Consider the following 16,142-nt stretch of genomic DNA (forward strand, 5'->3'; position numbering starts at 1 on the left):
TTATTCATCATTGCTATCATTTTCATTTTTAAAGAGATCAGTATTTTTAAAGGTATCGGGGGGGAAATCAAGATCATTTTCTTCTCTATTGAGTCGAATATCGACAATTTTTGCTTCTGGAAAATGGTTGAGAATTTTCGCGATATCAGGATCTGTCTCTGCATGGGAAAAAAGAGTCTTTTGAATCGCTACACTTTCTTCCTGTAAGGTTGGACCGCCTCCTTCCTTAACGAAAGTTATCACATAGCTTTTTTTAGCCCATTGAGAGATTTTTTTTTCGATTTCATGAGCAAGAAATTTGGGGGTATTTTCAGAAAGTCTTAAAGTAATACGTCCAGTTTCAAAAGAAACAGGGTGAACAAATTCTTTAACAAGGAGTTTGAAAGGCACATCATTATACTGTTCGGCTAATTTAACAATATCGTGTAAAGAATTAATCACGAGAGTTTTAGGTTCAGTCATATCTTCGGCTGGTTGTGTGACAGAATGCGATAAATTTGCAATATTTTCAGAAAAATCGGTAGATTGAGAAGTTTCAAGAGTTTCTGTTACTTCTTGGGGTTTTGTGTTATCGGGAGTTTGATTTTTAATGAAATTTTCTGGTTTTAAGGAGTGGTCTAATGGATCTTGCAAGGATGTTTTTAGGCCTAATTGATTTGGTAATGTATTTGAAACGCTTGAGGAAGCAGGAACATTAATTGTTGTTTCTTTTGTTATATTATTTGCACTTATCGATTCTTGATGAGAAAAGTTTGTAGCGAGCGTGAGAGGTGTTTTTTCTTGCGTAAGTTTTTTTAAAGCTTCATCAAGAGTGGGGAGATCAGCTGTGTGCGCCAGACGAATTAAAAGCATTTCAGTTGCTTGAAGTGGACGTGCAGTTTGATTAACTTCTTGTAAGCCTTTAAGTAACATTTGCCAATTTCGGGACAAAACAGGAACGGAAAGTTTTTTTGAAAAGTCTAAACTTCTTAAACGTTGTTCTTCAGTCAGTGAGAAATCTTCCATTATTTCTGGTGTGAAACGTAAACGTGTGACCAGATGATTAAAATCGGCTAATTCTGTTAATATCGTAAGAGGATCAGCGCCTGCATCATATTGACTGCGTAATTCATGTAATGCATGGATAACATCACCCTTCATGATAAGTTCAAAGAGATCAATAATACGTGCTTGATCAGCTAATCCTAACATCGTACGCACTGCAGCAGCATTAACATTGCCATTGCTATGGGCAATCGCTTGATCAAAAATGGATAATGCATCACGTGCAGAGCCTTCTGCAGCACGAACAATCATAGAGAGTGCTTGATCTTCTACTTCTACTTTTTCATATTGCGCAATTTTGCGCAAATGCGCACTCAAAGCTTTTGATTCAATTCGTCGCAAATCAAAACGTTGGCAACGCGAAAGAATTGTAATGGGAACTTTGCGAATTTCTGTTGTGGCAAAAATAAATTTTACATGGGATGGTGGTTCTTCAAGAGTTTTCAGCAAACCATTAAAGGCTTGCGTTGAGAGCATATGAACTTCATCGATAATATAAACCTTATAGCGTGCAGAAACAGGACGATAGCGTATTTGTTCAATAATTTCACGAATATCATCAATGCCCGTATGAGAAGCGGCGTCCATTTCTATAACGTCAATATGGCGTCCTTCGATAATTTGTGTGCAATGTTCACCAAGAGTTTCTAATACAGTTGTTGGTTGGTTAATATCTTTTGTTTTATAATTGAGCGCACGTGCCAAAATACGTGCCGTTGTCGTTTTACCTACACCACGAATCCCTGTTAACATCCACGCTTGTGCAATACGACCTTTTTCAAAGGCATTGGTGAGAGTACGCACCATAGCTTCTTGACCAATGAGGTCAGAAAAGTTTTGAGGTCGATATTTACGAGCAAGAACACGATAGGCTGTTTCTCCCGGTACATTTTCCATGAATGTTTCCAACTTCGAAGTTCTTTATGCGTACATTTTGATCATACACAAAGCATAGGTCAATACTGTACTCTCATATAAAAGGATTTTTTCTCAATCAATGTATTTTTTATGGGATATTTGCTTAAAAATAAACAAATCCCTTTACATGCTGCATAAAAATGCCACTCTGAAGATTAAATGCCTCGCTAAAACATAGCATAAAAATAACCTCTTCAGCAAAATAGGAGGCCGGCACGATGACCCGTACCAAAACTCGTTGGGGCTGCTTCTTTCCAGACCTGACCCGGTTGGCGAGTAGTTCGTCCACCACCAACCTCCCAAGTTCATATTGTCGATTTGGAATGAAAAATCAAGCTCAGAAACGAAAAATATCATAAGAACGAGAAAGAATTTTTCTTTTGCGTTTAATTTATTGAGATATAAACAATGAAGAGATTGAGGATTTATCCATTCATATGCTTTTTAAAGAAATGTTTTTCTATACTTCTAACGCTATTTCACACAGTCGCTTCTAATCTACTGCCCCTGAAGTATAAATCCATTTTGCACCACCATCTTTATGCTTAATATAAGGGATAGCCGGCCCCCTCATACTGTTAAAAGCCCCCAACACATATTGTGATCCTTTGCATTTAAGAAGATTCATAAGAGGCATTTTTATTCCTTTTTTCAATCGTTTTTACTCATATACCACTCCTTTAAATAATGAGATTTTTTATTAATGAGAGAAGAGCGAGATAAACTGTTTCATAAGCTTGAATGAATATGATTTAAACTAAAATTTAGTTTTTAGCGCTCATAGCACTAAAAAATGTAGTGCGGGTTATTCATATGGATATCCTTGCGCGATTATATATTGGAATAGCTCTATTCATTTTTCTGATTTATTATACTGAGCAAAATAAGAAACACATCTAAGACCTAAAAAATGTTACTTCTCTTCTTTAGCTAAGTGATTATATATAAGTGATTTGTGTAAATGTATTTTATAACGCTTTAAGCTGAATCTATTATGAAGGCAGAACTTGTTTTACTGATTTAAAAATGAGCCTGATGGCAGAGAATATAAAGAGCAATTTAAATTGCTGCAAAAATTCTTTAAATATTTATTTTCTATATCTGTAAAAAAGCCCTCCTACAAATCTAGCTTTAATCATTCATCATGCCATATTTTGAAAAAAGCAAAAAAGGATAAGTTTACTGAAACTTAGATGCTGATGAGAAATATTATTAAAAATCTCCTGCATCACAATCTATACCAATAACTTTTTCCTTAGTAATATTTTTAAAAGTATAATATCCTGCTGGAGGGAAACCTATATCGAGGGATTTTACATCTTTGAGCGTAAAAATCTTATGTTCTTTATCATGTGTTATTTTCTTTTCATCATCTGCAACAATGTGTAGTTTATCTACGTCAGAAGAAGATGAGTATGATAAAGTAAAAGATACTTTTTCAGGTTTAAATGCTTTGCACCCATATTCAGCACCTTGCTGTATTGTATCGGGTGCACCAATTGTGACACTTTCATCTGGCGCAAAATTCCATTCTCTCTCACCAAATCCAGCAAACGCAACACTAGAGTAGGCGAGAATATTTACAGCGAATAACCCTTGCGTGAAGATTTTTTTCATTATCTTCTCCTTGTTTTCTTAAAACGGGACGAATCATAAATCAGTTTTTATAAATAGGAAAGTTCAAACATAATACAAAAAATATGGTGAAGCAGCATCTTATAGTTTTATAAAAACACGTTGAAAATTACCTGAACTCAAGAGGCTTGAATGATCTGTTATCTCAAATATACTCTGATGATCAGTTAAATTGTTTTTAGTACTAATTGAGACGTTCGTTATTTTTGTTGGAATAAACTGCTATAGGAAATGATATTTTTCTTAAGAATCTTCCTTTTATATGAAGGAAAATGGATGGTACGAATGCTTTCGTTTTCGGTTATTTTTTACATAGATCTTTGTACACGTTGAATTGCTATTTATCATAATGTAATTTGTCAAAAAAACTTATCAAAGCAATTTAAATATTACATTTTTTCTGCTTTAGCATTATCAGTGAAAAATGATGATGGTTTTGTTGCTTTTATATATATGATGCGCGATCGTTTTGTGCTGGATAAGTACCGATAATACGCAATTCAGCAGAAAAGAAAGACAATTCTTCTAAGGCAAGTTTCATCATGGGATCTTCAGGATGTCCTTCAATGTCAACAAAGAATTGTGTTGCATTGAAATTTCCACCAATTTGATAACTTTCTAATTTTGTCATATTGATACCATTTGTTGCAAATCCTCCCATAGCCTTATAGAGAGCAGCGGGGACATTGCGTACTCGAAAAAGAAGACTGGTGATAATTTTTTCGCCATTTGTGGGTTTGAGGATATGTCGTTTGGATCGTGAAAGGATAACAAAACGGGTAATATTATGAGGGTTATCTTCAACATCTCTTTCAAGAATATCAAGCCCGTAGAGTTCTGCTGCGATCAGAGGTGCTAAGGCTGCTTGTGAACGTTGAGCACTTTTTTTAATAAATTTCGCAGCTCCAGCGGTGTCGGCAGAAACAACAGGTTTCCAACTGTTGTTTCGTATGATTTTTCGGCATTGAGCAAGGGCATGCGTATGACTGTGGACGGTTTTAATTTCGTCATGGGTAACACCGGGCAAAACCATTAATTGAAAATGAATAGGTAAAAAATATTCATCAATAATATAAAGCGATGATTGTGGTAAAAGATGATGAATGTCTGCAACGCGTCCAGCAAGAGTATTTTCAATCGGTATCATAGCAAGATCAGCTTTCCCATTTTCCACCAAATTAAGGGCGTCTTCAAAAGTAGCGGAAGGTACAGCATCCATATTGGGGAACATATTAGAACAAGCAATATGGGAATTAGCGCCATATTCTCCTTGGAAAGAGATTTTATTGGTTTTTTTGAGTGTTTTCATGCTAAAATCTTACGTACTCTATCGAGATCACGTTGTGTGTCTACACCTAAAGGAATTGTATCGACTATTTCCACATCGATACGCATATTATGCTCTAATGCGCGTAATTGTTCAAGTTTTTCACGCATCTCGAGTGGGGAGGGTTTAAGCGCAACAAATCTCTCAAGTGCTTCACGCCGATAGGCGTATATTCCAATATGATGATAGAGAGGACCATCTCCATAGGGTGCGGTGGCGCGCGTGAAATAAAGAGCACGAAGGCGATTTTGAGAAAGCGGTGTCCCAATGATTTTGACTACATTGGGATCTTTTTTTTCATTTTCTTCAATGATTTGAGAGCCCAAAGTTGCGATATCAGTAAAGCTATTTTCTAAAGGGCGTAGCGCATGGATGATTTCACGGGGCATTATCGTTGGGAGGTCACCTTGTATATTTAAAATAGTATCGTAGCGTTGTTCAGGATCAATACGCATTAAAGCTTCATAAATACGATCAGATCCAGACTTATGATCACCTCGTGTTATGATACATTCATGCCCATACTCTGCAACAACTTTGGCGATATCATTGTGATCTGTTGCAACGATCGTACGCCCTATTGCTGCTTTTTTGGCTTGTTCTACGACATGAACAATCATCGGCTTTCCACCGATTTCAGCAAGAGCTTTTTTAGGAAGGCGGGTTGAGCCTATACGGGCAGGAATAAGAATAATCGGTTCAAGAGTCATTGCAAGATTCCAAATGTCATCTGTGATGCATTTATGATGTTGTGTGTTATAAAGAAAAAGCTTATACTACAAATGGTAATGAAACCGTGAACATTTGAGTTTTTATGAATTACTCGAAAGTTATCTATTTTATTGGCGCTTGTTTATTTGTGATGGTTATTGTTGTAGGAATTTCCACACTCAGCGATATAGTTTACGATCATTCTACATCAGTCCAGTATTATCACAGAGTTACCAAGAATGATACATTGGAAGAAAAACAGAAAGAATCTAATACTTCCATATCACTAAATAGCCGCCTTCAACAAGGCGATTTTGAAAATGGGCGTAAAATTTTTCGTCAATGTGCCATATGCCATACTTCTGGACGCAATCAAGCAGGGCGCGTTGGTCCAGTTCTTTGGGAGATTGTTAATCGTCCTTTGGCATCAGCTGCAGGTTTCGCGTATTCACGGGCGTTGCGCGCACATTCTGATCAAAAATGGGATTTTGTAACGTTAGATCGTTATCTGCATTCTCCACGCAAAGCATTCCCGGGGACCACTATGTCTTTCCGTGGCATTAAAAATGACCAAGATCGTGCCGATCTTTTGCTTTATTTACGCAGTTTCTCCGATCATCCTGTTGCCATACCCATAGATAATAATAAAGCAAACGAGCCAAACTAACTTATACCATAGATGGTTCATTATTTTATCGAAAGAACTCTTATGGGTGTTTTGGTAGGGGAAACGCCTTCCCATGTAAAACAGAATATACTTAACGTTGCATATTTCTCCGTTTATTTTAAAGAGATCTTTTAAGAAAATACACTCTTTACGCTGTCATCTGTAGATTGGTTTTCAAGACCTGGTTGCTTCACTTTTTTCACATATATTTATCTGTGAAATTATTGCTGAAGGATTATCAATGCATGAACGACAATTTTCTGCTTCTGAATGCAATAATTGTTTGATTAAAGCTCTAAATGAGGTTTATCTTAACTCTTCTATGCACATCAATCTCCATGTGTTTTTCTTATGGATAGAGACAATTAATTGTTCTTATACATGCAATAATCCTAAGCTGCATTTTATAATGTTTGATGAATAGACGTTTTCTCTTGAGGTTAGAGGTTGTAGGTGCAGATCGTTGATCTTTTATCGTATCGATAACTAAAATATGAGTGAGATTATTTATGAGTTATGGTTTGAAGGAAGCACTTTTATGGGGAGCAATTTTTATGCGTGAAAAGCAAAATAGTTGAATAGAGTGTCTGCTGATTGTATTTTTATCCACCTCGAAAATTCTTTACATAAAAACACTGATGGCAGCTCCGTTTGCACGAGTATCTCATCATTTTAAAAGATGATATAAAATTATGCTAATAATCCATTATAGAGAAGGATTTTTTCCACAAAAGTTCTTCTAATATTTGTGATAAGTTTAATCGTTCCCCTTGTTTACAGCGTTTCAATGATTTGCGGTAAAGCATCAGTGTTCCAGTTTCAATACATATCGCGAGAGTTTTAAAAATGAGTAGGGATAAAATCATGATTCTCTAAGCTTATTAAGCGCTATGGTATTTTCTCTAGAATTTGATCGTTTATAGGTAATAATATTAAATTGCGCTGATAATCCATTATAGAGAAGAATCTTTCCTACTAATGGATCTCCGATGTTTGTGATCATTTTAATCGCTTCCATTGCTTGTAGGGTTCCAATAACACCGGGTAAAACACCAATGATTCCAGCTTGAGCACATGTTGGAATAATATCGGGAGCAGGAGGGGTGGGGAATAAATCGCGATAGTGAGGGTTATTGTCTTTATACGGCATAAGGACGGTTAATGAGCCATTAAAACGTTCTACAGCACCACTTATTAAAGGCTTTTTGCATTGGGCAGCGTGATCAGCAAGAAGATAGCGTGTGGTAAAATTATCACTTCCATCAACAATGATATGGTAGGCATTGAGCAGTTTATCCACATTACTTTTATCTAAGTGTAGGGTGTGTTTTTCAACCATAACATGGGGATTTATTGCCTTTATAGTGGTTTCAGCACTGTCTGTTTTGCTTTGGTTTATTGCATTTGTCTTATGAATAACTTGGCGTTGTAAATTGGAAAGTGAAACAGTGTCATTATCGACAATTCCAAGGGTTCCAACGCCTGCAGCAGCCAAATAAGTTAAGACGGGCGCTCCAAGACCACCAGCACCCACAACAAGAACACGCGCTTTTTTGAGCTTTTGTTGTCCCGCACCACCAATCTCAGGCAAAATGATGTGGCGTGCATAGCGTTCGATTTCTTCGTTATTGAATTTTGTATCTGTTTCTTGTGTCATGAATTTTCTCTTGTCATAGTTCTTTTATTGTTTACTAAGTTTATGGTGCATAGACCAGCCTGCTTTTAGGATAGGGAGAATTTATTTATGAAAATTGCCATTCAGATGGATCATATTTCAACAGTTCGAATTCAAGGAGATACGACATTTGCACTCGCTTTAGCAGCGCAAGAACGTGGACACTCTCTCTTTCATTATACACCAGATCGTTTATCTTTGTGCGATGGTTGTGTGATTGCACGACTAGAACCATTGACTGTCCATGATAAAGAGGGGAACCACTATCAGTTAGGAAATCCTGTTCGCACGGAATTAAGAGATATGGATGTGGTTCTTTTGCGCCAAGATCCCCCCTTTGATCTCAATTATATCACTACGACTCATTTATTAGAGCGTATTCATCCTAAAACACTTGTTGTGAATGATCCGGCATGGGTACGTAACAGTCCAGAAAAAATTTTTGTGACAGAATTTTCTGATTTGATGCCTGAAACATTAATTACCAAAGATATTGAAGAAATAACAGCTTTTAGAGAGACATTTGGCGATATTATTGTGAAACCACTTTATGGGAATGGGGGCGCTGGTGTTTTTTATTTAAAACAAGATGATCGTAATTTGGCATCGTTGTTGGAAATGTTTGCAGACATTTATCGCGAACCGTTTATTGTTCAGCGTTATTTAGAGGCAGTACGAAAAGGAGATAAACGGATTATTTTGCTTGATGGTATGCCTGTTGGAGCCATTAATCGAATTCCGACAAAAACAGATGTGCGTTCTAACATGCATGTTGGAGGTCGCGCGGAAAATGTTGAGTTAACAAAGCGTGATTATGAAATTTGTGAACGCATTGGTCCTGCCTTAAAGGAACGTGGTCTTCTTTTTGTGGGGATTGATGTTATTGGAGATTATATAACAGAAATTAATGTAACATCTCCTACGGGAATTCGTGAAATTAAACGCTTCTGCGGTACAGATATTGCACATCTGTTTTGGGATGTTGTTGAGTTCAAACGTTCAAATTAATTTACACAAGGCTCAACCATGGTTTTGTTAAAAAAATGATCCATGTTGTTTTTTATATTTGTTATGTTGTAAATGTGAACTAGAATGACCGTATAATATAAATTAAGAGGCTTTATCCTCAATTTTTAGGGAGTTTATAGATGAGCAGAGTATTATCAATTGGAGTGGGATTGGTTTTTGCGTTACTGCTGTCAGCAAATGTAGGCAGTGCGCGTGATCAAATACAGATTACTGGTTCATCTACAGTTTTACCTTATCAAAAGATTGTTGCTGAGACATTTGGAGAAATTTATCCCCATTTTAAGGTTCCTGTTATCGAATCAGGTGGAACAGGAGCAGGTATTAAGGAATTTTGTCGTGGTATTGGGGAGAATACCGTTGATATTGTTAATGCTTCACGAGCAATGAAATCGAGTGAATTACAGTCTTGTTTTGATGCTGGTGTGAAAGATATTGAGGAAATACGCATTGGGTATGATGGCATTGTTTTTGCAACAGATATTAAAGGTCCTGATTGGAAATTACAGCCGGTAGATGTTTATAAAGCCCTTGCAGCTCGAGTTATTATAGACGGGAAGTTGCTGCCCAATAATGTTTTGAAATGGAATGCCATCAATAGTGCTCTTCCTGATTGGACGATAGCAGCCTATATTCCTGGAGAAAAGCATGGAACGCGGGAAGTTTTTGAAGAAAAATTACTTGCTGTGGGCTGTAAAGAAAGTGGGGCAGTTGGGGCGATGAAGTCTTTGGGAATGGATGGTAAGGAGATACACGCTGCTTGTATCGCGGTCCGTAAGGATGGAAAAGCGGTTGATATTGATGGTGATTATTCTGAAACATTTGCGCGTCTAACTTCGAATAAAACAGGGGTTGGTATTTTTGGTTTATCTTTTTATCAAAATAATGCTGATAGGCTAAAGATTGCCGATATTAACGGTTTTGCGCCAACAGTTGAGACAATTTCTAGTGGACAATATCCGGTTTCTCGTCCACTTTTTTTCTATATTAAGAAAGCACATTTAGATATTGTTCCAGGTTTGCGAGAATATGTTGATTTTTTCCTTTCTGATCAAATGATTGGTCCAGAGGGACCTTTGGCTGAATATGGTTTGATTGTTGCTCCTGAAAAAGAGCGCCAAGCACAGCGTTCTGATTTTTCTTCTGGTCGGGTAATGGTGTTGAAATAATTTTCTGGGAATAATTTATTGTATTGCCGGAGTAGGCGTTTTCGGTTCTATTTTTGTTATAAAAACTGAAAGATAACATGCGCGTTCCCTTCATCGTTTTTTTGTTATTGCTTCTTGGATTTTGTGGCTTTTGTATTTCTTATATGCGAGCACGCAGTCTTGAATACAAACAACATAAAATGCATTCTCGTGCGTATTATTATGGCTGGTGGACATTTTTGATTACTGTTATTCCAGCTTTTATTTTTTTTATTTTGTGGGATGCTGGGAGTACAATTTATTTAGAATATAATGCCTCTCGAGAGCTTTTGGCGTATAGTGCGCATATAACAGAACCTGTCAATTATGATCTACTTTGGGAGACTCTTCGAAATCTTACCAAAACGATTCATCGCTTTGAAGGGGATCTTTCCACCGCTTCTTATAAGGAAGTGCAGGCACAATTACTTGCGAAAGGATTGATTTTATCTCATGAAGTATCGGATGATGTGTTCAAAATAGCACGGTCATGGGTGTTTTCTTCTAAAAAGCTTCAATTTATTGGTTATGGTTTCCTTTTTGCTATTGCCTCCTTTGGTTTTATCTGTGGAATAATACAAATTGCGCCTCATCAGCGTGCGCGCAATAAGGTTGAATCTTTAATTATTATTGGATTGGCTTGTGCTTCTATCGTTGCCGTTTTGACGACAATAGCCATTGCACTTTCTCTATTCTTTCAGACAATAAATTTTTTTCATTCTGTATCCTTTTCAAATTTCTTTTTGGGAACGGTTTGGGATCCGCGTTTTTCCGCGAGCGGTTCAAGTGATGAAGGTGGACAATTTGGTTTAATACCGCTCCTTGCTGGTACACTTTATATTGCATTTGTCGCCATGCTTTTTGCTGTACCTATAGGCTTATTTTCAGCTCTTTATATGGCAGAATATGCTTCTGCGCGATTGCGAGCAATTGTAAAACCATTATTGGAAGTTCTTGCTGGCATCCCAACCATTGTTTATGGTTTTTTTGCTTTGAAGGTTGTCGGACCATTTTTACGTGATCTGTCTGTTTCTCTCTCAGATGGAGGTGGTTTTATTATGGCGCAAAGTGTTCTAACTGCTGGCGTTGTGATGGGAATTATGTTGATTCCTTTTGTTTCCTCTTTGTCGGATGATGTTATTACGGCTGTTCCACGCATTTTACGTGAAGGTTCGTATGGTTTAGGGGCAACGCAATCTGAAACAATTAAAAAAGTCGTTATACCAGCAGCACTTCCAGGGATTATGGGGGCCATTTTGTTGACGGCATCGCGTGCAATTGGGGAAACAATGATTGTCGTTTTGGCCGCAGGTGTTGCAGCCAACTTAACTCTCAATCCGTTCGAATCAATGACCACGATGACTGTTAAGATTGTTAATCAATTGACCGGTGATTTTGAGTTTAATTCTCCGCAAACTCTGGTGGCTTTTGCCCTGGGTATGACACTCTTTGTGATGACACTCTTGATGAATATTCTCGCTCTTTATATTGTGCGTAAATATCGGGAACAATATGAATGAATGAAGATTTTTTTCCTCGTTGCAATATTAGCCTCAAGCGTCGGTATTGGGCTGAACGTCGTTTTCGTGCCTATGGTTTGATTGCTATTTTTATTGGTTTATTTTTTTTATTTGCGCTTTTATGGTCTATCATTAGTCAAGGCTATACAGCTTTTTTTCAAAGTGAAATGATATTATCGATTTATTTGGATGAAAAGATCATTGATCCAAGTGGTCAACGTCAAACAAAACCACAAGTCCTCATAACAGCGAATTATCCACTTCTCGTACGCAATGCTTTAGCAAAAAAACTTGATGTCAATCAAAATGATCGAGCCTCTCTGCGGGACATTAACCGTATGTTTTCAAATGGAGTTCGTGTTCAACTGCGTGAAATGGTGACAAAAAATCCAAAACTGATTGGCACAACGCAAAAAATCAAAGTTTTGGCAGCCGCAGATATTGATTCTGCTTATAAGGGACAGATTGATCTGCATGTAGCAGAAAAAAACCGTAAAGTTTCTAATCGACAAGTAGAATGGATAAAGCGTTTAGCCCATGATGGTACGCTTTATAAGACATTTAATATTGGTTTTTTTACATTTGGTGCTTCGAGTCGTCCTGAGATTGCGGGATTAGGTGTTGCGATAATCGGTTCTCTTTATATGATAGGCATCGTTTTATTGGTTTCACTCCCGATAGGCATAGCAACGGCTCTTTATTTAGAAGAATATGCACGCAAAAATAAATTTACAGATTTTATTGAGGTTAATATCAATAACCTTGCAGCTGTTCCTTCGATTGTGTTTGGTCTTTTAGGACTCTCTGTTTTTGTTAATTTTTTAGGATTACCACGTTCAGCCTCTTTTGTTGGTGGTCTTGTTTTAGCGCTTATGACTCTTCCCACGATTATTATTGCAACACGTTCTGCTTTGCGGGCTGTTCCTCTCTCTATTCGTGCAGCAGCTTTAGGGTTGGGCGCATCAAAAACACAAATGATTTTTCATCATGTTGTTCCTTTAGCAGCACCTGGTATTTTAACAGGTACAATTATCGGAGTAGCCCAAGCTTTGGGTGAAACCGCCCCTTTGCTTTTGATTGGAATGGTTGCTTTTGTTGTTAATATTCCTATGACTCCCATGGATCCAGCAACAGCTTTGCCTGTTCAAATTTTTATGTGGGCGGGTGAAGCAGAGCGCGCTTTTGTTGAAAAGACATCGGGGGCTATTATTGTATTAATGATTTTTCTTGCGATCATGAATATTTCTGCGGTTTTTTTACGTCGACGATTCGAACGTCGCCAGTAGTTTTAATAAATAACAACTTCGATAAGATTTTTGTAAGGTGAGTTTTTGTCATGAAAATTAAAATGCGAGGTCAGGATGTGAAGGTTTCTTATGGGGAAAAAGAAGCACTTCATGGTATTACCCTTGATATTCCTGAACATCAAGTCACTGCTTTGATTGGTCCATCAGGGTGTGGGAAGTCGACTTTTTTGCGTTGTTTCAACCGTATGAATGATACGATTGAAGGGGCTAAAATAACGGGTCTTATTACCTTAGATGGGGAAAATATTTATGACACACGGATTGATGTTGTAGAATTACGTGCTCGTGTTGGAATGGTTTTTCAAAAGCCTAGTCCTTTTCCAAAATCTATATTCGAGAATGTTGCCTATGGGCCGCGCATTCACGGTTTAGTTAAGACGCGCGCCGAATTACATGATGTGGTTGAAAAGAGCTTGAGGCAGGCCGGTTTATTTGAAGAAGTAAAAGATCGTCTTCATGATCTTGGAACAAGTTTATCAGGAGGACAACAACAGCGTTTGTGTATTGCGCGTGCTATTGCGGTTAGTCCCGAAGTTATTTTGATGGACGAACCTTGTTCAGCTCTTGACCCTATTGCGACGGCTCGGATTGAAGAGCTTATTGATGCGTTACGGCAAAATTATACAATTGTTATCGTAACACATTCCATGCAACAGGCGGCACGTGTTTCTCAATATACGGCCATGTTTCATTTAGGGCATTTGGTCGAAGTTGGTGCAACTGAAATGATCTTCACTTCACCAAAAGAACAACGGACGCAAGATTATATTACGGGGCGTTTTGGATAGGTGAATTGAGGAGTGTAAGATATGTCTATGAACCATACTGTTCGTTCTTATGATGCAGAACTAAAATATCTAAAAGCAAGGATTACAGAAATGGGGCGCCATGCGGAAAGAATGATTGAACGTTCTGTTGCATCGGTTGTATGTAGTGATCTTCAACTTGCAACGGCAGTGATTGCTGATGATGTTTTTTTAGATGAAGCAGAACGTGATATTGATGAAAAAGCGGTTGCCATTATTTGCAAGCGCCAACCGATGGCTGTAGATTTGCGTGAAATTATTGGCGCCATTCGTATTTCTTCTGATCTTGAGCGGATTGGGGATATGGCTAAAAACATTGCTAAGAGGACTGTTGCCCTTTCAGAAATACGTCAATCGGCCTCCTTTTATCATGGGCTTGAAACAATTACAGCCTTAGCGCTTAATCAATTAAAAGAAGTCTTAGATGCTTATACAAGTCGCCGATTAGAGCGTGTTGACGCTGTGCGTGAGCGGGATGAGAAGATTGATGCTTTGTATACTTCTCTTTTTCGTGAACTTTTGACATATATGATGGAAGATATGCGCAATATTACGGTTTGTACGCACTTACTGTTTTGTTTAAAGAATATTGAACGAATTGGTGATCATGTTACCAATATTGCTGAAATGTTGCATTATATCATAACAGGTTATCACATGTCTTCTGATCGTCCTCGCGATGACCTTACGTATAAAGTTGGCGTAGGTGAGAAGAAAATAAATTAAATTTTTCTTAAATGTCTAAAATAAGCTTGTAGATACATTGAGCATTTTCTTACAATACAGAACTCTAGAAAAAACATAAACAGAATACAATAACCATATTATGAAAAAGCATAAAGAAGCCACAAAGAGTTTTTTCAAGCTAAACATGGCAGATTATTAACTCTTGATTTGACATATTTGTAGATTGGATGATACCATCATCTGTATTGTGGCCGGAGGGGAATTTTCTTTAGGGGAATTTTCTTTCTGATCATTTTGTTAAAATTTTATATTAAAGGGGATATCTGTATTATTTTTTCAATATTGATGCAAAGAGTTTTGGTATCAAAACCTTTTTTGCCAAATCTTTTTCATCTATAGAATGAGTGGATAGTATTATTTTATTGCGATTGAAACGTGTGGGTTTTTATAGGTCTATATTGTGCCATGAGGAGTAACAATATTGATCTATAAATTAAGAGTTTTTTATTTTTTATTTCGCATAGATAGTTTTTGATTACCATTTGTATTAAAATTTTACTGAGTGGTAACAATTAGCTGTGTACTTTATTGAGAGATACACTTAAAGCTCATTTCAAAATTTGAATAGCTCAGAGATTATAGGAATGTGTTGCATAAGATGAAAAAAAATCGTTGGAATGTTTTTGTTACCTGTTGCGTAGCGCCGTTGGTTTTTGTGGGGTGTGCTGCAAATCATTTAGATGCTGGAAAAGTAAATAATAAGCAGACAAAAACAGTTGCGTATCCATTGACAGAGCGCCAATGCCTTATGCGTGCGATGTATTTTGAATCAAATCGCTCAAGTCGTGAAGGAATGATTGCCGTTGGGACTGTTGTGATGAATCGTGTTAATTCAAGCGCCTATCCCAAGACGATTTGTGGTGTTGTTGGTCAATATAAGCAATTTGCTCCTGGTGTTTTAACGCGTCCTATGACGGAGAAAGCATCTGTTGCTCGTGTAAGAGAGGCTGCTGATGCTGTTTTACGGGGTGAACGAGATAAGAAAGTTAAACACGCTAAGTTTTTTCATACCGCTGGTTTATCTTTTCCTTATAAAAACATGCACTATGTTCATGTTGCAGGGGGTAATGCTTTTTATGAAAAGCGATCCCGTGATGGGTCACTTCAAGTTCCTACGGATAATCGCCCTTATGATGTTGCTTATGCCTTTGCTCAGGAACGTTCTGGTTATGCGCCAAGCTTTATCGATGAAGGCTTAGAAAGTAAGGAAGTCAAAGCAGAGAAAAGTGCATCTCCTTCTACAGAAGTCGCACAGTCCAAGACGGTACAACCTACGTCTTTTGCTATGGTACAGCTTGATAAAGTTCCCATTCCAACTTATGCGCCTCAACATCTCGCTAAGAAAGAGGAAAATAAAACAATTATGGCGTTGCCTTCATCAGATCAGTTAAATGCAATTGTTGCAATGTTAGAAAAACGACACAGAAACTGGTAAGTTTTTGCACGACCAAAAAAGAGTTTTACACCCCATTACGGTTTATGAATTAAGTGAACTCTTTAGTAATGGTGATACGCAATAAATATACTTAAAGTAAGGTGAAAGGATCTGGAAAAACAATTTAGAATATGGCG

General features: G+C 37.4%; 14 protein-coding genes and 1 other RNA gene. 8 read left to right on the plus strand and 7 right to left on the minus strand.

Features of this window, described 5'->3' with window-relative positions:
• The 6 genes from PVV66_RS05705 to PVV66_RS05730 form a co-directional block, all read right to left on the minus strand.
• A complete protein-coding gene (locus PVV66_RS05705) occupies positions 1-1,941 on the minus strand; it encodes a DNA polymerase III subunit gamma/tau (RefSeq protein ID WP_273718243.1) in 1,941 nt (646 codons plus the stop codon).
• A gap of 223 nt (positions 1,942-2,164) precedes the next feature.
• Positions 2,165-2,262: signal recognition particle sRNA small type (ffs, locus tag PVV66_RS05710), an RNA gene on the minus strand.
• Positions 2,263-2,455: 193 nt separating this feature from the next.
• A complete protein-coding gene (locus PVV66_RS05715; protein ID WP_273718246.1) occupies positions 2,456-2,599 on the minus strand; it encodes a hypothetical protein in 144 nt (47 codons plus the stop codon).
• Positions 2,600-3,174: 575 nt separating this feature from the next.
• Positions 3,175-3,579 carry a hypothetical protein gene (locus PVV66_RS05720; protein WP_273718247.1) on the minus strand — a complete coding sequence of 135 codons (405 nt, stop codon included), beginning with the start codon at positions 3,577-3,579 and terminating at the stop codon, positions 3,175-3,177.
• A 463-nt stretch (positions 3,580-4,042) separates the two neighbouring features.
• Positions 4,043-4,906 carry a prephenate dehydratase gene (locus PVV66_RS05725; RefSeq protein WP_273718249.1) on the minus strand — a complete coding sequence of 288 codons (864 nt, stop codon included), beginning with the start codon at positions 4,904-4,906 and terminating at the stop codon, positions 4,043-4,045.
• On the minus strand, positions 4,903-5,634 hold the full coding sequence (locus PVV66_RS05730) for a 3-deoxy-manno-octulosonate cytidylyltransferase (RefSeq protein WP_273718250.1): 732 nt from the start codon (positions 5,632-5,634) through the stop codon (positions 4,903-4,905). The genes PVV66_RS05725 and PVV66_RS05730 overlap by 4 nt, the downstream gene beginning before the upstream one ends.
• Before the next feature lie 104 nt (positions 5,635-5,738).
• On the opposite strand from PVV66_RS05730, the gene PVV66_RS05735 reads away from it, so the two are divergent.
• On the plus strand, positions 5,739-6,302 hold the full coding sequence (locus PVV66_RS05735; RefSeq protein WP_273718252.1) for a cytochrome c family protein: 564 nt from the start codon (positions 5,739-5,741) through the stop codon (positions 6,300-6,302).
• Between the two features lie 862 nt (positions 6,303-7,164).
• Here the strand turns inward: PVV66_RS05735 and PVV66_RS05740 are convergent.
• On the minus strand, positions 7,165-7,959 hold the full coding sequence (locus PVV66_RS05740; RefSeq protein WP_273718253.1) for a molybdopterin-synthase adenylyltransferase MoeB: 795 nt from the start codon (positions 7,957-7,959) through the stop codon (positions 7,165-7,167).
• 87 nt (positions 7,960-8,046) lie between these two features.
• Here PVV66_RS05740 and gshB point away from each other — a divergent pair, with 87 nt between their 5' ends.
• The 7 genes from gshB (at position 8,047) to PVV66_RS05775 (ending at position 16,005) form a co-directional block, all read left to right on the plus strand.
• A complete protein-coding gene (gene gshB / locus PVV66_RS05745) occupies positions 8,047-8,985 on the plus strand; it encodes a glutathione synthase (RefSeq protein ID WP_273718254.1) in 939 nt (312 codons plus the stop codon).
• Positions 8,986-9,125: 140 nt separating this feature from the next.
• Positions 9,126-10,172, plus strand: a complete 1,047-nt coding sequence (locus PVV66_RS05750; RefSeq protein WP_273718256.1) for a substrate-binding domain-containing protein — start codon at positions 9,126-9,128, stop codon at positions 10,170-10,172.
• A 77-nt stretch (positions 10,173-10,249) separates the two neighbouring features.
• A complete protein-coding gene (pstC, locus tag PVV66_RS05755; protein ID WP_273718258.1) occupies positions 10,250-11,710 on the plus strand; it encodes a phosphate ABC transporter permease subunit PstC in 1,461 nt (486 codons plus the stop codon).
• Positions 11,707-12,996, plus strand: a complete 1,290-nt coding sequence (gene pstA / locus PVV66_RS05760) for a phosphate ABC transporter permease PstA (protein ID WP_273718260.1) — start codon at positions 11,707-11,709, stop codon at positions 12,994-12,996. The genes pstC and pstA overlap by 4 nt, the downstream gene beginning before the upstream one ends.
• Positions 12,997-13,046: 50 nt before the next feature.
• Positions 13,047-13,805, plus strand: coding sequence for a phosphate ABC transporter ATP-binding protein PstB (gene pstB / locus PVV66_RS05765; RefSeq protein WP_273718262.1), 759 nt, complete (start codon positions 13,047-13,049; stop codon positions 13,803-13,805).
• 21 nt (positions 13,806-13,826) lie between these two features.
• A complete protein-coding gene (phoU, locus tag PVV66_RS05770; RefSeq protein ID WP_273718263.1) occupies positions 13,827-14,549 on the plus strand; it encodes a phosphate signaling complex protein PhoU in 723 nt (240 codons plus the stop codon).
• A gap of 619 nt (positions 14,550-15,168) precedes the next feature.
• Entirely contained in the window at positions 15,169-16,005 is an 837-nt protein-coding gene (locus PVV66_RS05775) for a cell wall hydrolase (protein WP_273718265.1), read from the plus strand.
• The last annotated feature ends 137 nt before the right edge of the window (positions 16,006-16,142 follow it).

Source organism: Bartonella sp. AU16XJBT, from assembly GCF_028618665.1.
Classification (GTDB): domain Bacteria; phylum Pseudomonadota; class Alphaproteobacteria; order Rhizobiales; family Rhizobiaceae; genus Bartonella.